Source organism: Mobiluncus sp. (assembly GCF_034180645.1).
Classification (GTDB): domain Bacteria; phylum Actinomycetota; class Actinomycetes; order Actinomycetales; family Actinomycetaceae; genus Mobiluncus.
In genome coordinates this window covers 41,638-60,582 of the sequence record NZ_JAXFNY010000015.1, presented here as the reverse complement: position 1 = coordinate 60,582, position 18,945 = coordinate 41,638, and the positions used below count along the sequence as shown (strand labels likewise).

Sequence of the window (18,945 nt, the reverse complement as noted above, 5' to 3'; positions counted from 1 at the left end):
GAATTTTAGGATTCCTTGGGGTCGCCGATAGGTGCCTGCAACGGCCAGTCCTGATCCTCGAGCACGACCTGTATCGCACTCATGTTCTCTGGATTAATGACCAGGGGTGCCAGCAGGTTTGCCGTGTGGGGGTACGAACCGGATGCCGGGTGCACGATGACCAGGATAAAGGGTTCTTCGCCCTCTTTTATCTCGACACGTTCCCTCGCGGAGGAGGGAATAATCGGGGTGTATCCGTCAAAGAATGCCACCGGGGGAACCGCGAACAGACGAACATTGGGGTCAATGATGGACTTCAGTGTCCACAAAACCCCAGTTTCGTCAACCGCAGAGAGGCTAAAATCCAGGTGGCTTTCCAGGCCTGGCATGGGCCGAACCATCCGGATTTTGAGCGTCGGAAATTCCTCGCCGTCGCCGGCTTGTTCAGTGTTTTCGGTAACTTCGTCGTTGGTGCTCATCGTAAGTAGTCTAGCAAAGTTGGCTGCACGACACGCTGCGTTGAACTGAGAGATGCTTGATAAGCCATCGAAGCTAGGGACATGTCAATCGTGACCTTTTGGATGTCGATATCCTCTACGTCAGAAATCTGGCCTTTGACCTGCTGCAGGTCAAAAACGACGCTGTTTTGCGCTTCCAGAACCTGCTTGTGCCGGGCGCCGACCGCGGATTGTGCTTCCTGGAGTTTCGCGAAACGTTCGCCCAGTTCCTTTTGGATGGACTCAATCTTCTGGCGGTTCTCGCCTGCCGGACCGGCCGGGGATTCCAAAATTTGGGCAGCCGCAATCAGAAGGTTCATGACTGACGGGTTGTTGTCCGTTTTCAGGGTGGTGCCATCCCATTCAATAGTGCCGGTGCCGAACAGTTCGTTACCGTCTACGTTGGCTTGCACAGTCGTGTCCGCATCGATACGGCGATCAACAGTCTTAGCGGTGATTTCGTCTTTCTCGGCGGCGAGGAACAGGGTGTCCCCGTCCGCGTCCTGACCCGTCTTAAACACCAGGCCCTTATCCGAGTTACCGGCAAAAACGGTGCGTCCCAGGTAGGTTGAGTTAGCCTGTGACATGATAGATTCGGCAATCTTGCGCAGTTGCGCGGCCAGAGCTCCTTGGGATTTGTCTCCCAAAGCTCCGTCAATAGAGTTAATCAGCAAGGTCCGGGCTTCCGTGTAGCGATCCGCAACGGATTGCATGGCGGCGTCCGAAGTCGCCAGCCAGGAGTTCGCGTCACTGATGTTGCGCTTGAACTGCTCGGTCGCGGCCAGCTCCTTGCGTAGGCGCATAGAGGAGACGGAGGAGGCCGGATCGTCGGAGGCGAAAGACATGCGCTTGCCCGAGGACAGCTGCTTGTTTACATCAGCCAGGCGGTTAAAGTTGCGCTGAATCGTAGCCAGCGTAGTGCCAGCCATCATAGAGGTTGTCATGCGGGTAATCATGTCAGTCACCTACCTAGGTTGATGAGGGCCTCAAGCATCATGTTAACAGTACTCATGATGCGTGCCGCGCCCGCGTAGGCGTGCTGACCCTGTATCAGGTTAATAACTTCTTCATTCATGTCAACAGAGCTTTGTGACTTTTGCCGTTGTTCGGCGATAAGTCGCGTTTGCTCCGCTAAAGTGTGCTTGTCGTCGGCGCTCTTGGCGTGAACACCGATATCTACCACCGATTTAGACCATTCGTTCATAGCCGAGGTCGGCGCGTCTTGACGGTTGCCCAAAGCCAGGGAAACCGAGCCGTCATAGACCCCGTTGGTGTACTGGCCAGCAGCAATCATCTGGGGGTCTTTGATGGCAACGGACAAGCGCATGGCGGCGGGCAGACTGTTGTCGGTGGCGGCGAACTTAAAGAAGTCCCCGCCGTCTTCTTTCATGTTTTCGTACACTATGGCAGAGCCAGGATTCGCAACTTCCAAATCGGATACGGCCTTTTTAACAGCCGCATCGTAGGCTTCGTCAGTCTTGAAATCGCTACGCTGTAGCGGAGTACCGATGTCAGTCATGCGGTTCGGGTTCTTCACGAAGGTACCCGAACCGGGGGGGTTTTCAATAGTTTCGGGCTCGGACAAATCTACCTTGAAGAACTTGGTTTCTTTGGTGACCAGGGTCTTGGTGTTGTTCGTCCCGCCTTCGCCGGTGTTGTTGGCGTGAATCGCGTTAATTTCGGTGGCGATATTGGTCGCCAAGTCGTTGTAGAGCTTGCCGGTTTCCGCCCAAGCCCCGCCGTTGCCGATGGTGCCGGAAATGCCGGGGAACTGGGCCGGCTTCAGGTTTTGCATTAACCCGCCGATAGTCCCGTCCTCAATGGCGACCATGTGTCCGCCGAGTGCCCAGCGCAGCCGCACCGGACCCTCGTCCTTCATAAACGTGAATTCGGTAAAGCCTTGCTCGGTGCCGCCTACTTTGGCATCTTTCAGTTTCGCGCCGCCCTCTTGGACAGCTTTCATATCGTAAAACGCCACATATTTGGTGCCGACTTCGGGATCGCCGGAGCCCAGAGTCTTTACCACGTTGCCGGCAGAGTCCAGAATCTTGTCGCCGACTTCGTAGCGCTGCACATGCGCTTGATATTGCTGAATTTTCTGGCCGTGGTAGTCAAACGTTGTATCGGTACCCTTACCCCCGGCTATCAGGGCATCAACCGCGGCCTTGTACTTGTCTCGTGGAGCCGAGTCAATGCCGGCCATATCGCGGGCGCCTTCCACCTCAAAGTGGTTCACGTAGTCTTTACCGACCAGGGAGTTCCCGCCGAGCATGACTTCCACGGTGCCGTCGTCGTAGGCCTGTCCAATCATATTGGGGTGCGGTGCGTTTTCTTTCGTGTACACCGAATAGCCCTGCCGCACGGTAGCGCCGGTCAGCTCGGAAATATGCAGGATCAGCTGGTCACGTTCATCTTTCAGGTGGTTGACCGCGCCGCTAATGTTGCCGCCAGCCACGGTAGCCTTGCGGATACGGTCATTGAGCTTTTGGACAGAATCCATCGTGGTGTTCAAGTCGGCCACCAGCGCGTCGAGCTGTTCGCGCCCGTTCTTCCACAGGTCGTTAATGTGCGTGTAGCCGGTCTTAATATTGGTGACCAAGGCTTCGGCGGCCCCCAAGGTGGCGGCGCGCGCCCCGCGGTTATCGGAGTTATTGTTGACGTCTCCCCAAGACTTAAAGAAAGTACGCATGGAATCGGAAACCGACATCCGACCCAGCTCGTCCATCGCGGACTCGATGCCTTTCCAAGCGATGCTGGTCTCTTTGGTGCCCGCGGCACGGCCGGTCTCTAAACGCAGTTTCGCATCCAAAAAGAAATCGTCGAGCCGACGGATACGGGTAATCTCTACGCCGCCGCCCTGGGGGACGGAACCTGCAAAGATAGACGGTTCCGAACCGATACCGAGAGCCCGCTGTTCGACACGCTGGCGGGTGTACCCAGGAGTATTCAAGTTGTTGATGTTCTGCCCGGAAACCTCGATGAGACGTTGGGCTGCGTAAAGACCGGTCAGTCCGGCGTTCAGCGATGAAAACGTTGAACCCATCGGAGTGTCCTTTCCCTAGCCTGTTTGCTTACTCAATCTTTGTGACGCCTCACGCGTCCACGTTTAAGCTCATCGGCTTGAAAGGCTCGGATATGAGAATTTTTTTCAAAACCCCGTGTTCTTGTTCTTACATTGAAGTGTCAAGCATGGTGGATTCGCCCGTTCCCGAAGCGTGGATTCCCCCGTCCTCACCATAGGTTTCTTCCGCCCCTTGCATACTCATCAGGGTTTCTTGGGTGGCGCGCTGGAGGGAGGACAGGACTTCTTGGTTCGCCTTGGACATATCGGCAATTTCAGAAGTCAGGGAGATGAGGGCTTCGCGATGTTGGTTCAACAGGGTCTGCCACGGCTCGTCCGCTGCCTCAGCAATTTCTTTCAGGGATGCCTCGGGGGGCAGTCCCAAGTCGACCGCCACGGCTTCAGATTCCATGGAGCGCTCCAGTTCCATTGTTTGCGCCTGCGCAATGACGGCTTCCAGTTCACGAGTGGCGCGTGGCAGCCACCGGGACGAGGCTGTGGAAGTAATCAAACGTTCTTCTTCCAGCTTAAACAGCATGACCTCCAGAGTTTCACGTTGTTTCCACAGTTGGCGTGACAATGCGTCTAACGACATAGCGCTCTCCTCCTCAGTCAGCCCAATCGTCAAAGCCTGACGGCTCTTTAGCTAAACTTACCCGCAAAATTGCCAATCACTCAATCCTGCCGATTCCTCATTAATCTACCGCTAATTAAATGGTTTAAAAGGTAAACTGGCTGGGACTGCACCTGCAATTTTTTCTGAGGAGAGACACGGTGGAGGCTTCACTCGGCGAAGTGAACCGCAACGAGCTAATTGAAAAAAACCTCCCCTTGGTTGGTTACCAAGTGGCGGAGTTGATGCGCCGTGTCCCGTCTTTTGTACAGCGCGAGGACCTCGCTTCGGCGGGTTCTTTGGCCCTGGTGCAAGCCGCTAATTCTTATGACCCAAATACCGGAGTGCCGTTCCATCGTTACGCGGTTTATCGGATTCGCGGAGCCATGCTGGACGAACTGCGTTCCATGGACTGGGCGACCCGCGGGGCTCGTCAACGCACCAAACAGCTGGAGGAAATGACCTCTACCCTCACGGCTGCTGCGGGACGCGCTCCTACGAAAGAGGAACTCGCTTCGGCTCTGGGGGTGGACGTGGAGTCGGTGGAGTCCGCTCAGCAAGATGCCGCTCGCCGCGTTGTTTCTATGGATGCACCCGCCGGTAAAGAGGACGACCGGACTTTGGAAGTCCCCGATGAAAGCCCCTCCCCGGAAGACACGCTGCTGGACGACGAACGACTGGTGTATCTGCGCGCCGCGGTTCGAGCCCTGCCGCAGCGTTTGCGCTTTGTGGTGGAACAGGTATTTTTTGAGGAACGTCCGATTCAAGATGTGGCCGACGAGCTGGGCGTCACTCAATCTCGAGTGTCTCAGCTGCGTTCGGAGGCGCTCACCTTGATGCGTGAGGGGATGAACCGCCACCTCGATCCCGAAGCGGCTGCGGAAGAAAACGAGGAAGTCACCGGCATCGTTAAGAAACGCCGCGAGAGCTACTTCCAAAAGATTGAAGATCACGCTGATGAGATGTTGCGTGCAGACCCGGACATGGACCTGGAGATAGAGGACACGCTCATTGCGCCCCCCGTTTCTGCCTCAGCACGGGGTCGCCCGCGGGATTCTTCCGGGACACCTCGTCCTCGTTCATCGTCTCTGCGTGATTCGTTGTCACAAGTTTCGTCCGGCACGTCCGCGGGGTCGTCTCGCCGTAAGGAACCGGAAGAGTCCGCCGTCGAGGTCGCGCCGGGTACTTCCACCGAGAGCTTCCTAGCTGGTCACGCCCGTGGCACAGCGCAGGCAAAGGCTCGTCTCGAAGCGGAGCAGGAAGCCCAGCGCGCCGCCGAAGCCGCCGAGAAACCTAAAAGTAAAGACAAAGCCCGCTTAGGTGGTGGGGAATCCACAGCGGAACTCCCGGGGGAAGAAGAAAAACCACCGACCCCACCAACCACCTCTTACCTGGGAGGATTGTCCATTCGGCAACAGAATATGCGGGCGGAAGCGCGCCGGAATCGACGAAAAAAATAATTTCCCCTTAATTCTCAGGGATAATGACCGACAATTAAGCATGAGGTAGTGTCAGTGGGACACCTGTCGGTGTTCTGAACCTCGGCGTTATCTCAGGATGGGATAACACTTTTTATTCCATGGAAGGAGCACATCATGGGAATTGCATTACCAGGACTGGGCGGGTTCAATACCCAGGGCATTGTTGAACAATTGATGTCCTTGGAAAAGGTTCCGCTGATAAAGCTGCAAAGAAGGCAAGCGGAATACAAGTCCCAGCTTCAAGTATTCCAAAATATGAACAGCAAGTTCGCCAACATCAAGCGGGCGGCTTGGGACGTGTATGGACGTGTGGGCAAGGAGAGCGTTCGTTTCGATACTGCCCAAATCTGGGAAGCCGCCAAAGCGACGTCTTCCGATCCGATGGTGGGAGTGACTACTTCTCCCGGAGCTCAAGTTGGCTCAGTCGAATTCGATGTCCTGCAAGTTGCGCATGCTAAACAGGTCACTCTCGATCAGAACGCCATCCAAAATCTGTATGATGCTGCCAAGGCAAAGGGTGAGCCACCCAAGATTTCCATCATGATTGGTGACAAAATCACCACGATTTCCCCCTCATCCGCCGAGGCTCCCGCGATTGCCCGAGCCATCAACGCGGCTTCTGAATCTGCGGGCGTGACCGCTACTGCTGTGCGCGTGGGCGATAAGCCGGACGGCACCGGTAAATACATCTTGCAGATTACCGGACGGGAAACGGGTGCAAACAAGGGCGATTTTAAGCTGTATGCGGGTGACATTACCAAGGGACTGGGGCTGACTGCCAAGAGTTCCACGACCGATGCGGCTACCGAATCCGCTCACTATGTCTATGATGACGCCGCGGCTTTGGCGGCGGCAGTGGCAGGTAGCGGCGCCGTGGAGCAAGCGGTGAACGTAATTCACCAGTCCTCGGATGCCAAGATTCGCCTGCTCGGTGAGGAACGCACCTATGGATCGAACAAGATTCAGATTATGGATAACGTCACCATTGACTTGTCCAATGTGGTGCAAAAGACGAATGCTGACGGCACCCCGGTCTACACCGATGCCCTGCTCAAAGGCGTTAAAGTTAATGCTACGCGGGACATGGACGTGGCGTCAGGCAAGATGGAAAAGATGATGAGCGCCTTGACGGATGCCCTGACCACCTTAAATAAAGGTATGGAAAGCGTCACCAAGCAAGATGTTGATCCGACCACCAACAAGACCTTTACCTATACTGCTGCCGGTCCTCTGGGTAACTCCGAAGGACGCGACCTCAAGAACAAGATTATGGGTCTGGTTTCCAATGGAATTACCATCACTGACGCGGAAGGCAAGACTCAGACCTATTCCTTGTCCACTTTTGGAATCGGCTTGGGTGGCGGTGTCGAAAAGGGGTCAGACGGAAAGTTCCATGGCTCTCAAGTAGACATCAAGTTTGATGCCGAAAAGTTTAAGAAGGCTTTGGAAGCTGACCCCGAAAAGGTACAGCGGGTCATGGTGGAGTTCGCCAAGAAGGTCGGAGACATGGCGTCTAAAGTTTCTGACTTTACCGAAGGTACTTTAACCAAGACTATTGAGTCGAAGCAAAGCACGGTGTCTTACTATGGCAACCGTATCAGCGAATACGACGATCGTCTGGTACGCAAAGAGGCTCAGCTTTACAAGCAGTATTCCTCTCTGGAGACGATGCTGGCTCGGATGCAACAGCAGCAGACTTGGCTGGCTGGACAGTTAGCCCAGCTGGGAGGCCAGTAAAAACCGCATAATCTAACATTCTTCGGCTGGGTTTCATACATTGTGAACCCAGCCGAAGTATGGTTAAAGGGTACGTTTTATTTAAGTGGAGGAAAGTATGCAGACCGCCATTAATAGGTTCCAGCAGGACTCTATTGTCACGGCTTCGCCGGCCAGGTTGTTGACGATGCTCTACGACCGGCTGCTGCTTGATATTGGACGGGCTGAGAAAGCCCTGCGCGGTCAGAACCGGGTTGAAGCGCATAAAAATCTGACTCATGCCCAGGACATTATCGCCGAGTTGATGTCGTCCCTGCGGATGGACGTGTGGGACGGCGCTGAGGGTTTGATGGCTTTGTATGTGTATGCCATGAAAGAACTGGTCAACGCCAACGTGCAGGGAGACGCTGATAAAGCTCAAGAGATTCGGGAGCTGTTTGAACCGCTGGCGGACGCGTGGAAACAGGCGGCCACACAGCTGGAAGCGGAGGAAGCAAAGTCTGGGGTAGCAGCTAAGCCCGGTGAGGTGAAGCGCAATTCACGAGGTGATTTGGGTGTCGGCTAGGCGCGATAGCTCCTCGGGCTGGGAGGACGAGCTGGATCGGTTGGAAGCCCAGATTGCTGCGGACAGCCGGATGCTGGCTGCCGGTCAGATTCCTTCCGATGAGTCGGGTTGGCAGCCTCCGCGGTTGGGGCCGTTGCCTCCGGATTTGGCTCCGCGAGCGCGTCAGGTACAAAAGGACTTGTCGGAGTTGGGGAAACAAGTCACGTCTGCCATGCGTAAGAATCAAGAAGAGCAACGCCGCGCCGGGGAAGAACGCGATAAACTCCGCAAGATTCCTCCTGAAAAGAAAATCGAACCAGGTCCCCGGTATTTAGATTTAGAGGGGTAAAAGCGCGGGGCTCACTCAGGGGTGTCGCCGCCGTTTGCGTTCACGGGGAGCTTTCAGGAAAGCGTCTTTTCCTGAAAGCTCCCTGAGTATTTGGGCAAAAGAGCAGTAAAACAGCTGTGTAAATGCGTACAAATTAGGTAGTGTGACCAACATCACACCCGGGATGAAAGTCCTAACTAGGTTCAGTCTATGAACGCTAGTGAATTAATTTTGCATCGAAACCTACAAGCTAGCAAAAATTTGTACGTCCGGGGAAGTTTACCCTAACGCTCAGCTAAGCCTCAGAATGTTACCAGCTCTAAAGAATTTGTATTTGACCAGGTCGTGTGGGAATTTCACGTGAATATACACAAAATTGGCGACATTTTGACAGTGGGAGAAATTGTCGGGGCGCGAACGAGTCGCAGAATAAGCTGAAAAGAAACTGAACGAGGCGCCGTTTAGCTTTATAGATATAGATACTTTTGGTGAACGAAACCTGCCGATTTGAAAGCTGACAAGGTGGTAAAAATATGATGCTGAAAATACGGTAAGTTACAGCTGTGTAATCTTCCAGAAACCTTATTTACTAGGGCATATAGTTCGGACATTTGTTCTAACAAAAACCTACTAAATGTAAAAATCGCGGGGTTCGCAGAAACTTCCCATGAACCCCAAAACAGATTAACAAAACTCCTCGACAATTCCTTGGTAACTGCCGATACTGAATATGTCAGCGCAAAAAGCACTGAACCGCAAGCAGGAAGTTATGCGGGTAATGAGGATCGAAGGAATGATTCAGCGAGAGAACATGTGAGGTCGTCATGTTTGATTCTGTTGGTTACGTAGCAATGCGAACCGCGCTGGATGGATTGTCTATGCGTCAGCGAGTCATCGCCGACAACATTGCCAATATTCAGACGCCGGGATTCTTATCCGGCAAGGTATCGTTCGAAAGTGAACTGGCTCGCGCCGTCGAGTTCGGACACCCTGCCACCACGCATATCGCCACTGCCCGCTCTTTGGAGCCCACTCGCATTGACGGTAACAATGTCAACTTGGACACTGAAACCATCTCGAGTGTCGATACGGTTCTGCGCTTTCAGCTGGCCACCCAAGCAATCAGTGGGGAATATACCAGCATTCGCTCGGCAATGAGGACGACATCATGACCACGTTTGGAGCAATCGGTATCGCTGGAACCGGCATGACGGTCAACCGCAAATGGTTGGACTGCATCTCGGATAATATCGCCAATATCAACACCACTAAGCCCATGAACGAAGAGGCCTTCCGGGCTCGCTACGTGGTGGCTCAGGCTGTTGATTACGGACGTCCAGCAGGCACGATGGTATCGGGCATTGCGCTCGGTGGCACCGACGGCCGGATCGTGTACGACCCCCGCGATCCGAACGCGAATGAAGAAGGGTATGTCCGCCACCCTGATATTGACTTGGGATCACAGATGACCCAGTTGATTATGGCGCAAAGGGCTTACCAGGCAAACGCTGCCGTGGTGGACCGTGCAAAGTCCACCTACGAAGCAGCATTGCAAATCGGGAGGTAAGTAAGCTATGCCTTACTCTGTAGATGGTATTGGTAGCAACCTGACCAGTTCCTTGACCGGAACCCAGCAGCTAACCAATAACTTAGTACAATCCCTTGGGTTCTCACGTTCCGCAGCCACCCAAGCCGGTCCGGCGCGTCTTGGCACCAATGCCACGCACATCGTCCCGACTGGCACCGGTCTAACCCCGTTGGGTGGAGATATCCGCGACGTCGCGGAAACCTCTTTCGGCAACGTTTTTGCCGATGCGGTGTACAACATGCAGCAACGTCAGAGTACCGCCAAGAAGCTGGGTGTGCAGGCCCTGACCGGGCAACTCAATGATGTCCACCAATACACTATTGCAGCCGCAGAATCCCAGCTGACTATGGAACTGACCTCCACTATACGGAACAAGGCAGTTGACATGTTCAACGAGATTATGAGGATGCAAGCATAATGCCACCGGTCATCGTAAACGCAGTAGATAAAGTCAAAAGTACCGTCGGCCAGTTTTCTTTAGGCCAAAAGACCCTGTCGATTATCGGGGTAGCCGTGCTCATCTTGGGCGGCGTGGTGCTTTACTCTTGGGTGGCACGTCCCGAATACACCACCCTGTACTCAGGTTTGACGGATAAAGATCAAGCCGCCGTCACCGAACAGCTCGATTCACAAGGCATCAAATATCAGGTCACCGACAATGGGGTGGTCAAGGTGCCGGCGAAAGATGTGCAGAGCGCACGCATGAGCTTGGCGGCCGCCGACCTGCCCGCACAGCCCACTGCCGGTTATGCCGTTTTGGATAACCTGGGCGTGGCGGCTTCCGACTTCCAACAGCAAATGGCCAAGAAACGCGCCCTGGAAGGCGAGCTAGCCAAGACCATCGACACCATGGACGACATTGAAAAATCTTCGGTCGCCCTGGCTATTCCGCAGGAATCCGTATTTGCCGACCCGAAGAAACCCGTTGCTACCACCGCCTCTGTGACCATAACCCCGAAGAATCGCAAAGACGTCTCCAATGACACGGTGCAAGCCGTTATTAACATGGTTTCTGCTTCCGTGCCGAACTTGGACAAGTCGGGAGTGACCGTGGTAGATACGCTGGGCAACAGCCTGTCCGACAAGGTCGAGGGCGGTACGGCCGCGGCTTCGGAAATGGAAAAGAGTTTGGTCGCCAAGGCTTTGGCGGTAGTGGAGCCCCTGGTTGGGGTCGGTAATGCCCGTGTCTCGGCGCAAGTTGACCTCTCACAAGATAACCAGGTAAAGACCACTCGTATCTTTACCGATCCGGAAGGCGGGGTCAAGCAGTTGTCTGCCTCGAACGCGGCCGAACAGTACAGCGGCGGCGGGGCCATCGTTGGTGGCGTGCTGGGGCCGGATAACATTGCCAACCCTTATGAGCTGAACGGCAATAACGGCGGTAACTACTCCAACACCCAAAACGTGCAAAACAACGCGGTCAACGAAGAAGTGACCCAGTCGACTCGTGGACCGGGAGCGGCATTGCGCAAGTCCGTGTCGGTCGTATTGAATCAAGATACCGCCCGGCGCTTGGACATGGCGCAAGTGCGCGACATGGTGGCGGCGGCTACCGGTATTGATGCTGCTACCGGAGACGTTGTGAATATCTCGCGTTCTCCGTTCGACGACACGGCAAAGAAAGCGGCTGAAAAGGCTGCTGCGGCTGAAGCTGCCGCGGAGGCCGCGGCAAAGACCGCCTCCTTGATTCGTCAGGCGGTTATTGCCGGATTGATTATCCTGCTGTTGATTATTATCGCGGCGGTGGCCAAGAAGCGTGCCAAGGCTCGCGAACGTGAGGCTTTGGACCTCGGCGAGCTGGATCAGCTGCCTGATCCTTACACCTTGAGTGCTCCGGAGGAAGAAGCTCTGGAGATTGAGGCGGCCACGATTCCGGAACCCGAACCGGAGCCCGAGCCTGAACCAGAGCCCGAACCTGATCCAATCCTGCTAAAGATTGAAGCCAAGCGTGAGGAGATTGCCGAACTGGCTCTCGACAAACCGCAACTGGTTGCTGAGCAGCTGCGCGCCTGGATGGGAGGTCACTAATCATGGTAATGTCACAAGCACTGACTTTGAGCGGGTTGCAGAAAGCCGCCTTGCTGCTGATTCAAATCGGTAAAGATCGCGCTGCCCGCGTCATGAGCGAAATGACTGACGATGAGGTCGAGGCGCTGTCAGCTGAAATCTTGCGGATGACCAACGTACCTCGCGAAATCACCGCGGACGTCATCGATGAGTTCTATGAAAAGTCCATAGCATCGGCAAGTTTGCAACTGGGACATGGCGGTCTGGACTATGCTCAGAAAGTTTTGGAACAGACTTTCGGCAAGGAAAAAGCCGCCGAAATCATGGAACGCCTGATGCAGGGCATGCAGGGGCAGCCTTTCGATTTCCTGAAATCCGCCGATCCGCGTGAGATCGTGACGTTGGTTTCCTCCGAGCACCCCCAGACGATTGCCCTGGTGCTGGCGCACCTGCGTCCGGATCACGCCGCGCGTGTCATGGCTGGTCTGGGTCCGAAACTTCAAGGCGATGTGGCAGTGCGCATTGCCCAGATGGAACGGGCTAACCCCGAAATGGTTACCCTGGTGGCTGCTTCCCTGCAAAAGAAGGCTGAGCAGGTCATTAACTCTGAAGAAATGCAAGCTATCGGCGGTGTCGAGCCGCTGGTCGACATCATCAACCGGGCCGATCCGGGTACTGAAAAGATGATTCTGACCGGGCTGGAAGAACGTGACGAGGATCTGGCTGATGAAGTCCGCTCCCGGATGTTCGTCTTTGAAGACATCGTTATGCTCGAAGATCGCGGTATTCAGCTGGTGCTGCGTCAGGTCGACGGGGCTCGCCTGGCGATGGCGTTGAAGGGCACGAACGAAGATTTGCGTTCTCGCCTGATGAAGAACCTTTCCGAGCGTGCTCGCCAGAATGTCATGGAAGAAATCGACATGCTGGGCAGCGTGCGCATGAGCCAGGTTCAGGAAGCTCGTTCCGAAATCGTCCAGCTGATCCGCAAGATGGAGGAATCTGGCCAAATCGTCATCCGCCGCGAGGAGGAAGACGAATATGTGGCTTGACCAGGACCTCTTGGAGGTCAAAGAAAACCAGCGACGCGGCGGTGCGCCCAATCCGGTGGCTTTGTCCACCGCGGCTGGGTCGGCTACGGCGGGTGCGTTCCGTTTGGCGGGCGCTTCCAACCAAGCCAAAGGCGACGACAAATCCACCCAGGCATTCGGATACGCCAAAGGCTTTTCTTCCGGGTGGGCTGCCGGTCAAAAACGGGCGACTCGTGAAGCTGAACAGGAGCGCAACATCCTCAATGAGGACGCGCGCCTGGCCGAAGAAGCCCGCACCGAGGCTTATGTGGACGCGATGGATGAAATCCAGGCTATTGCCGATGCGGTTTCCTCCCGGGACGCCCTGGTCATCGAAGACATGAAAGCCGCACTGATGGAAGCGGCGGTGGATTTAGCGGAAGCCCTAATCGGGGCGGAGCTATCCGATGAACCGACTCGCGCCAAGGCGGCGTTAAAGCGGGCTTTGTCGATGAATGACCCGAAAGACATTGTGAAGGTCAATATGAACCCACAGGATGTGGCTACGCTGACCAGCTTGGGCGTGGATTGCCCGGTACAGCTGGTTCCCGATTCGGAACTGGATCCGGGCGACGCAGTGGCTTACATGCCGGAGGGTTTGCTGGACGCCCGGCTGACTTCGGCTGTGCGGCGTGCGCGAGAGGCTCTGGTGTCCGCTCAAGCAGCCGAGGAGTGAGCGTCTTGGAGCTGGCCACTTTACCCTCTTTTGTGAGTTTGCTGAACGCCTCGCGCCCCCAACGGGTCGGTGAGGTGGAGTCCGTTGTGGGCCTGTCTGTGCAGGTCCGCGGCTTGCAATGCTCTGTGGGTGAAGTCGTGTTGGTTGGTGATGATCCGGGAGTTCCCGCCGAAGTGGTGGCGCTGGACGCGGGTATCGCCTCGTGTATGCCCCTGGACAATCTGGACGGTTTGCGGATTGGTTCTCCGGTTCGCGGTACCGGTCTGCCGGCCACAGTTCCGGTCGGTCCGGCTCTGCTGGGTCGAGTCATTGATGCGGCGGGTCGCCCGCTTGACGGTAAAGGCCCTATCTATGCGGCTGACCGGGTGCCGATTCACGGGGCGGCTCCCAACGCGTTGGAGCGCGCCCGGATTGATATGCCCGTCGCGATGGGGGTGCGGGTTTTGGACACCCTGGTGACTTTGGGGCGAGGCCAGCGCATTGGCCTGTTTGCCGGTTCCGGGGTCGGCAAATCGACTTTGATGTCGATGATTGCTCGCGGCACGAATGCCGAAGTCTGTGTCATTGCCCTAGTGGGCGAACGCGGGCGGGAGGTCCGGGAGTTTTTGGAAGACGACTTGGGCGAGGAGGGTCTGTCCCGTTCTGTCGTGGTGGTGGCGACTTCTGACGAGTCCCCGATGTTGCGCAAACGTGCCGCTTTCACTGCCACCCGGGTCGCTGAGTACTACCGGGACGCGGGCCGCCACGTCCTGCTGATGATGGATTCCCTGACCCGTACCTGCATGGCCCAGCGCGAAATCGGCCTGTCCGTAGGTGAACCGCCCGCCACTCGCGGTTACCCGCCCTCGACCTTCTCGATGATGGCGCAATTGCTGGAACGGGCCGGTTCTGGCGCGGTCGGGTCCGTGACCGGCATCTACACGGTGCTGGTGGACGGGGACGACCACAACGAACCCATCGCTGACCAGGCGCGCTCCATTCTGGATGGGCACGTGGTGTTGGATCGGAAACTGGCGGTGGCTGGCCACTATCCGGCTATTGATGCCCTGGGCTCCATCTCCCGGGTGGCTTCCAAAGTCACTACACGGGAACAAAAAGAGGCCGCTACCGCCCTGCGTCAGATTATGGGGGCGAAGCGTTCGGTCCAGGACCTGCTGGACGTGGGGGCTTATCAGGCGGGCACGAATCCCGAAGTGGACACGGCTGTGAAATATGATGCCGACATCGAAGCGTTCCTGACCCAAAAGACCGATGAAAAGGTCGAATTCGACGCGGCTTGGTCGCAACTGTTTGATCTCTATCAGGCTTTCAAGTCTGAGAAAGCGGCGTAGGGGGTGTAGTCAATGGTAGATCGCGCGTTCCGTCTTCAGGGTTTACTCAATTTACGCCAGCTCCAAGAGGATCAGGCGGCGGGTCGTCTGGCCTCGGCTCACGCGGACTTAAACCACGCGGATCAGCAGCTGTCATCGGCCCGTGCCCGGCTCGGTTCTATGCAGACTACCGGGGCCACAAACCTGGCTGTAGCTGCGGCGATGCGTAACGCGGCAATGATGCAGATTCAGGAGGGTATTGCTCGAAAAGAGTACGCGCAAGCGGTGGTGGATCAACGTCAAGATGAATGGCAGGGGGCTCGTCGCCTCACTGCAACCTTAGAAAAACTTGAAAATCGTCATGCGGAAGAAGTTATTGCCGATGATTTGCATAAGGAACAGGTTGTTCTTGATGAGCTTGCGTCTCACATGGGCAACACTGGCAGTGCCACGGAGGGCAAAACCGGTGCGGAACCGCGTGTTCGCACGATAAGGGAAACGCTCCCGAGTGAGTCTGTGACAGGCTCAATCGGTCAGCAAAGCCCCGCTTTTGCCAAGGGAGGTCAATTGTGAGCCTGGCTAGTGTCCAGTCAAGAATCAGTGCGATTCAAGACATGATTAATGCGTTGAATAATAACGGCCGTCCACCGGTCTCGGTGACCGAGAATGGGGCGGCAAAATCAACGTCTAAAAATTCCGAGACTACGGGAGATTTCAGCACCAAGTTGGCCAGCCAAATTTCCGCGGCCAATAAGGCCACTCCCACCCGGACTTCCGGGAAAGGGCAGATTCAAGGAGCGCCCGGGACCGCTGAGGCTTTCGTAGAAAAGGTTCGGTCCTATATTGGGGTGCCCTACGTGTGGGGCGGTACCGACCCCGCCAAGGGGCTGGATTGTTCCGGATTGGTCCAAACTGCCGCCCGGGAAGTCGGCGTGACTCTGCCGCGCGTCACTTACGATCAGCAGCACTCCGGTGTGGAAGTCGACGGTATTGAGAATGCCAAGCCCGGCGACCTGCTGATTACGCGCAACTCCGGACACGTGGCAGTGTATGTCGGCAACGGCAAGGCGATTCACGCGCCGCGTCCGGGCAAGACCGTAACGGAAGCCAACGTTTCTGACTTGGGTCCGATTGTGACCATTCGCCGCGTGATGCCCTCCGCGGGAGACGCTCCGGGGGCACCCGTTTCGACTGTAAACGCGCCAACGGCTCCGGATACCGCCAAGGCCGCTTCCCGCGTCACCCCGTCCGTGGAAGATTCCGATAAATCCGCGGCTCCGAACGGGGTCACCGCGAACGCGGCTTTCCGAGACAGCGGCGGCGCGGTGGAGCCTTCGCCGGATGCCGTGGCGGCGGGCTTGGTGAGCTTGCTGGGAGCCTTAGGTAATGCGGCTTTGGCTCAAAATAACGCGGCTTCCGGTCCGGCTAACCGCAGTGCGGCGAACCCGGGTAATCCGTCCGCAGACCTGGCTGCCGCGCTGGTGGGAGCCCTGTCAGGAGCGGGAGCGGGCACTGCCGGTGCGAATCCGCTGACTGCCTTGATGGCAACCGCTAACTCGAATAATTCTTACAGCTCGACCCTACTCAGCCAGTTCTTGGGCGGCTCCTCACTGTACGGCTCTAACGCGGCCGGCGGCTTGGGGGCTTTGGCCGGGAACCGCGGCACTATGGGAGCCAACGCGAGCTTGAGCAATACCGCGTCGTCCTTGAGTGCGTTGGGCGCCCTACGTTCATCTTTGGGGGTGTGACATGATTGATATTAAGAACACGAACGCGGCCGCGGTGGCCGCCCAAGCGGCTTCGCAGGGTGCGAAAACAGCCGACACCACAGCTTTTGAGTCCCTCATGAGTGCGTTGGCGACCGAAGCTCGCACTCCCGATGAAGGCGTGGCGCGCCGTGGGGAAAACCACCCCGGCTCGGCTCGTGATTCCCGCCCTGCTCCGGCAAAGCCTTCCCGTGTCGGGGCGGCTGAACCGGGAGCGTCGGTTCGTCCGTCCCTTACGCGTCATGACAACCCTGGTCAACCTGGCAATGTCCGGGTCGACAAGCCCGAGCGTCCCGAACGCCCGGAACGTCCGGGGCGTCCCGAAAAAGTTGCGGCGAAGGACTCGACCACCCCAAAGGACCGCGCCGATAAAGCGAAACCCGCAGATGAACCGGCAAAGGACACCACAAAACAGGTCGATACTGAACAGACTTCGGAAACCGCCCCCGCCGCGAATACCGCGGTTGCGCAGCAAACCGGGACGGATGTGGCCGCAGAGATTGTGGAAACGCTGACGGAAACCTCTGAAACGACCCCGGAAGTGGTCCCGGAGGAGTCTGCTGTCCCCCTCACCCCGGAGGAAACTACGGCACAGACCCCAGCGCCAGCTATAGAAACGGAGACGGCGGCGCCTGAAACCGGGGAACCGACCTTGGCTCAGCCCGAGGCTGCCCCGGACACTTCGGAGCCCCACGCTACCCTGGTTGAGACGCCGCAGGCAGAAAAACCGATAGATGGGGCAGACATTGCCGCCCAGCTGAAATCCGGTAAAGCCCCGTCACTGATTCCGGCAAAACCTGAGGTCGCAGCTCCGGTGGTGCCTGAAGAAATCGAGCAGCCAGCAATAATGTCCGAAGCCTTGGCGGCGGCCGGGCAAGCAGCTGGAAACACCGCGAATACCACCGCGGCGGGAGCGTCCAATGCGGGTAGCTCCGCGGTGAGCGCTGTGTCCGGCACTTCGGCTCAGACGACCCCCGTGGCATCCGCCGCGCCGGCCGCTGCTCCGGCTGTGTCCACCCCGAACCCGGTGGCCCAAGCCGCCCCGACTTACGCCCCGAACTTGAGCCAGCAGCTCTTTGACCAGATGCAGCACCAGCTGTCGCGGTTGAAAGTGTTGGGTCAGGGTCAGCATCAGTTGAAGTTAGCCATCAACCCCGAGACCTTCGGTCCGGTGCGGGTGGCGGCGAACTTCCACGCTGACGGCACCGTGCATCTGCAGCTGTTGGGAGCTTCGGAGGCGGCGCGCGACCAGCTGCGCCAAGTGCTCAGCGACTTGCGCCGTGACCTGGCTTCCACCGGGTTGCAGGCGGATTTGGATGTGGCGGAAAACGCTCAAGAGTTTGCCCAGTTCACGGGCGCTGGAACCGGTTCTTCCGAGAGGGAAACCGGTCAGGCTGGCCAGGCAGGCGCAGCCAGTACGGATGGATCCGAAACTGAACCAGAAGACGTTGTGTCCAGGCCGAAGGTGGGTGACGTCCTGAAGGACGGCACTGACGGTTCGGTGGATATGTTCGCGTGATTGTGAGGAGAATACTATGCCAGTTGATGCAGTAAGCGCCGGTGCCAATCCGATTGTGGATAATTACACAATCGGGGCGAACGCCAAGGCGAAAGAGGACGCGAAAACCCTCGCCACCACCAAGGAAATGAGCGATGCCGAAAAGCAGGCCCTGTTCCTTAAGAAAATGAACGAGGGACAAAAGACCGATAAGGCTGCTCAAACGAAGGAAAACCCCGGCAAGCTGGGCAAAGACGACTTCATGAAGTTGCTGTTGGCGACGTTGAAGTACCAGGACCCGACCGAGCCGATGGATACCGCGAAGCTGCTGGAACAGACCTCGACCATGACGAACATGGAACAGATGATTCAGATGACCGAGGCTTCCAAGAAGTCTTTTGAGGCTCAGCAGCGCGCCCAGGGTACGACCATGGTCGGCAAGACCGCCGTGTATGACGCCATTGATGCTGATGGCAACGCCGTGACGACCGCGGGCAAGATTGAAGCCGTCGAGTTCCTGGCTGACGGCAAAGTCTTGGCCCACATCGGCAACCAAAAGGTCGACATGAGCGACATCCTGGGTATCGCCGACCCGACTGACGACACGCCTTTGGATAAAGCCATTAAGGATGCCGTGCAGGAGGGTCAAAAGACAGGCACGGCCACCGAACCCAAGAACACGCCGGCGGCTTCGGGAACCGCCACTGGAACCACCCCGAACCAGCCGGGAGCCAATTCCGCCCCGGCTACACAGACCACTAATCAAGGAAACAACACTCCAGCCCCCGCGGCTTCATAGAGCAAAGGAAAGAGA

At 56.8% G+C, this 18,945-nt stretch carries 19 protein-coding genes; 15 read left to right on the top strand and 4 right to left on the bottom strand.

Going from position 1 to position 18,945, the window contains the following annotated elements; translation table 11 throughout:
* Positions 1-5 precede the first annotated feature (5 nt).
* The 4 genes from fliW to SPI05_RS06510 form a co-directional block, all read right to left on the bottom strand.
* On the bottom strand, positions 6-458 hold the full coding sequence (fliW, locus tag SPI05_RS06525; RefSeq protein ID WP_297346311.1) for a flagellar assembly protein FliW: 453 nt from the start codon (positions 456-458) through the stop codon (positions 6-8).
* Positions 455-1,432 (bottom strand): flagellar hook-associated protein FlgL, encoded by a 978-nt coding sequence (gene flgL / locus SPI05_RS06520; protein ID WP_321077223.1) that lies wholly within the window; start codon positions 1,430-1,432, stop codon positions 455-457. Before flgL ends, fliW begins: the two co-directional genes overlap by 4 nt.
* Before the next feature lie 5 nt (positions 1,433-1,437).
* On the bottom strand, positions 1,438-3,519 hold the full coding sequence (locus SPI05_RS06515; protein WP_321077222.1) for a flagellar hook-associated protein FlgK: 2,082 nt from the start codon (positions 3,517-3,519) through the stop codon (positions 1,438-1,440).
* A 127-nt stretch (positions 3,520-3,646) separates the two neighbouring features.
* Positions 3,647-4,132 (bottom strand): flagellar protein FlgN, encoded by a 486-nt coding sequence (locus tag SPI05_RS06510; protein WP_295027952.1) that lies wholly within the window; start codon positions 4,130-4,132, stop codon positions 3,647-3,649.
* Positions 4,133-4,311: 179 nt separating this feature from the next.
* Between SPI05_RS06510 and SPI05_RS06505 the strand changes: the two genes are divergently transcribed.
* The 15 genes from SPI05_RS06505 to SPI05_RS06435 all read left to right on the top strand — a co-directional run bounded on the left by SPI05_RS06505 (position 4,312) and on the right by SPI05_RS06435 (position 18,930).
* On the top strand, positions 4,312-5,610 hold the full coding sequence (locus SPI05_RS06505; protein ID WP_321077221.1) for a sigma-70 family RNA polymerase sigma factor: 1,299 nt from the start codon (positions 4,312-4,314) through the stop codon (positions 5,608-5,610).
* A gap of 135 nt (positions 5,611-5,745) precedes the next feature.
* Positions 5,746-7,368 (top strand): flagellar filament capping protein FliD, encoded by a 1,623-nt coding sequence (gene fliD, locus SPI05_RS06500; RefSeq protein WP_321077219.1) that lies wholly within the window; start codon positions 5,746-5,748, stop codon positions 7,366-7,368.
* A 97-nt stretch (positions 7,369-7,465) separates the two neighbouring features.
* The gene (gene fliS, locus SPI05_RS06495; protein WP_321077217.1) at positions 7,466-7,912 is read left to right on the top strand and encodes a flagellar export chaperone FliS; all 447 of its coding nucleotides are present in this window, start codon (positions 7,466-7,468) and stop codon (positions 7,910-7,912) included.
* Positions 7,902-8,240 carry a transcriptional regulator gene (locus SPI05_RS06490; RefSeq protein WP_321077215.1) on the top strand — a complete coding sequence of 113 codons (339 nt, stop codon included), beginning with the start codon at positions 7,902-7,904 and terminating at the stop codon, positions 8,238-8,240. Before fliS ends, SPI05_RS06490 begins: the two co-directional genes overlap by 11 nt.
* Positions 8,241-9,043: 803 nt before the next feature.
* A complete protein-coding gene (gene flgB, locus SPI05_RS06485; RefSeq protein WP_321077214.1) occupies positions 9,044-9,391 on the top strand; it encodes a flagellar basal body rod protein FlgB in 348 nt (115 codons plus the stop codon).
* On the top strand, positions 9,388-9,786 hold the full coding sequence (gene flgC / locus SPI05_RS06480) for a flagellar basal body rod protein FlgC (RefSeq protein ID WP_004007579.1): 399 nt from the start codon (positions 9,388-9,390) through the stop codon (positions 9,784-9,786). Before flgB ends, flgC begins: the two co-directional genes overlap by 4 nt.
* A 7-nt stretch (positions 9,787-9,793) precedes the next feature.
* The gene (locus tag SPI05_RS06475) at positions 9,794-10,225 is read left to right on the top strand and encodes a flagellar hook-basal body complex protein FliE (RefSeq protein ID WP_321077208.1); all 432 of its coding nucleotides are present in this window, start codon (positions 9,794-9,796) and stop codon (positions 10,223-10,225) included.
* Positions 10,225-11,835 carry a flagellar basal-body MS-ring/collar protein FliF gene (gene fliF / locus SPI05_RS06470; RefSeq protein WP_321077207.1) on the top strand — a complete coding sequence of 537 codons (1,611 nt, stop codon included), beginning with the start codon at positions 10,225-10,227 and terminating at the stop codon, positions 11,833-11,835. The genes SPI05_RS06475 and fliF overlap by 1 nt, the downstream gene beginning before the upstream one ends.
* A gap of 8 nt (positions 11,836-11,843) precedes the next feature.
* On the top strand, positions 11,844-12,863 hold the full coding sequence (gene fliG, locus SPI05_RS06465) for a flagellar motor switch protein FliG (RefSeq protein ID WP_321077206.1): 1,020 nt from the start codon (positions 11,844-11,846) through the stop codon (positions 12,861-12,863).
* Entirely contained in the window at positions 12,853-13,557 is a 705-nt protein-coding gene (locus SPI05_RS06460) for a FliH/SctL family protein (protein WP_321077203.1), read from the top strand. The genes fliG and SPI05_RS06460 overlap by 11 nt, the downstream gene beginning before the upstream one ends.
* A complete protein-coding gene (locus SPI05_RS06455) occupies positions 13,554-14,888 on the top strand; it encodes a FliI/YscN family ATPase (RefSeq protein ID WP_321077201.1) in 1,335 nt (444 codons plus the stop codon). Before SPI05_RS06460 ends, SPI05_RS06455 begins: the two co-directional genes overlap by 4 nt.
* Before the next feature lie 12 nt (positions 14,889-14,900).
* Positions 14,901-15,440, top strand: a complete 540-nt coding sequence (locus SPI05_RS06450; RefSeq protein WP_321077199.1) for a flagellar export protein FliJ — start codon at positions 14,901-14,903, stop codon at positions 15,438-15,440.
* On the top strand, positions 15,437-16,615 hold the full coding sequence (locus SPI05_RS06445; RefSeq protein ID WP_321077198.1) for a C40 family peptidase: 1,179 nt from the start codon (positions 15,437-15,439) through the stop codon (positions 16,613-16,615). The genes SPI05_RS06450 and SPI05_RS06445 overlap by 4 nt, the downstream gene beginning before the upstream one ends.
* A 1-nt stretch (position 16,616) precedes the next feature.
* On the top strand, positions 16,617-18,152 hold the full coding sequence (locus tag SPI05_RS06440; protein WP_321077196.1) for a flagellar hook-length control protein FliK: 1,536 nt from the start codon (positions 16,617-16,619) through the stop codon (positions 18,150-18,152).
* A gap of 16 nt (positions 18,153-18,168) precedes the next feature.
* Positions 18,169-18,930, top strand: a complete 762-nt coding sequence (locus SPI05_RS06435) for a flagellar hook assembly protein FlgD (RefSeq protein WP_321077194.1) — start codon at positions 18,169-18,171, stop codon at positions 18,928-18,930.
* Positions 18,931-18,945: the final 15 nt, after the last annotated feature.

What these genes read in the sequence shown, in the direction of transcription:
- SPI05_RS06435 (WP_321077194.1), top strand. Translation starts at nt 18,169, where the DNA reads ATGCCAGTTGATGCAGTAAGCGCCGGTGCCAATCCGATTGTGGATAAT.
- SPI05_RS06450 (WP_321077199.1), top strand. Translation starts at nt 14,901, where the DNA reads ATGGTAGATCGCGCGTTCCGTCTTCAGGGTTTACTCAATTTACGCCAG.
- fliG (WP_321077206.1), top strand. Translation starts at nt 11,844, where the DNA reads ATGTCACAAGCACTGACTTTGAGCGGGTTGCAGAAAGCCGCCTTGCTG.
- flgL (WP_321077223.1), bottom strand. Translation starts at nt 1,432, where the DNA reads ATGATTACCCGCATGACAACCTCTATGATGGCTGGCACTACGCTGGCT.
- SPI05_RS06475 (WP_321077208.1), top strand. Translation starts at nt 9,794, where the DNA reads ATGCCTTACTCTGTAGATGGTATTGGTAGCAACCTGACCAGTTCCTTG.
- SPI05_RS06510 (WP_295027952.1), bottom strand. Translation starts at nt 4,132, where the DNA reads ATGTCGTTAGACGCATTGTCACGCCAACTGTGGAAACAACGTGAAACT.
- fliS (WP_321077217.1), top strand. Translation starts at nt 7,466, where the DNA reads ATGCAGACCGCCATTAATAGGTTCCAGCAGGACTCTATTGTCACGGCT.
- SPI05_RS06515 (WP_321077222.1), bottom strand. Translation starts at nt 3,519, where the DNA reads ATGGGTTCAACGTTTTCATCGCTGAACGCCGGACTGACCGGTCTTTAC.
- SPI05_RS06440 (WP_321077196.1), top strand. Translation starts at nt 16,617, where the DNA reads ATGATTGATATTAAGAACACGAACGCGGCCGCGGTGGCCGCCCAAGCG.
- fliF (WP_321077207.1), top strand. Translation starts at nt 10,225, where the DNA reads ATGCCACCGGTCATCGTAAACGCAGTAGATAAAGTCAAAAGTACCGTC.
- fliD (WP_321077219.1), top strand. Translation starts at nt 5,746, where the DNA reads ATGGGAATTGCATTACCAGGACTGGGCGGGTTCAATACCCAGGGCATT.
- flgB (WP_321077214.1), top strand. Translation starts at nt 9,044, where the DNA reads ATGTTTGATTCTGTTGGTTACGTAGCAATGCGAACCGCGCTGGATGGA.
- SPI05_RS06460 (WP_321077203.1), top strand. Translation starts at nt 12,853, where the DNA reads ATGTGGCTTGACCAGGACCTCTTGGAGGTCAAAGAAAACCAGCGACGC.
- flgC (WP_004007579.1), top strand. Translation starts at nt 9,388, where the DNA reads ATGACCACGTTTGGAGCAATCGGTATCGCTGGAACCGGCATGACGGTC.
- fliW (WP_297346311.1), bottom strand. Translation starts at nt 458, where the DNA reads ATGAGCACCAACGACGAAGTTACCGAAAACACTGAACAAGCCGGCGAC.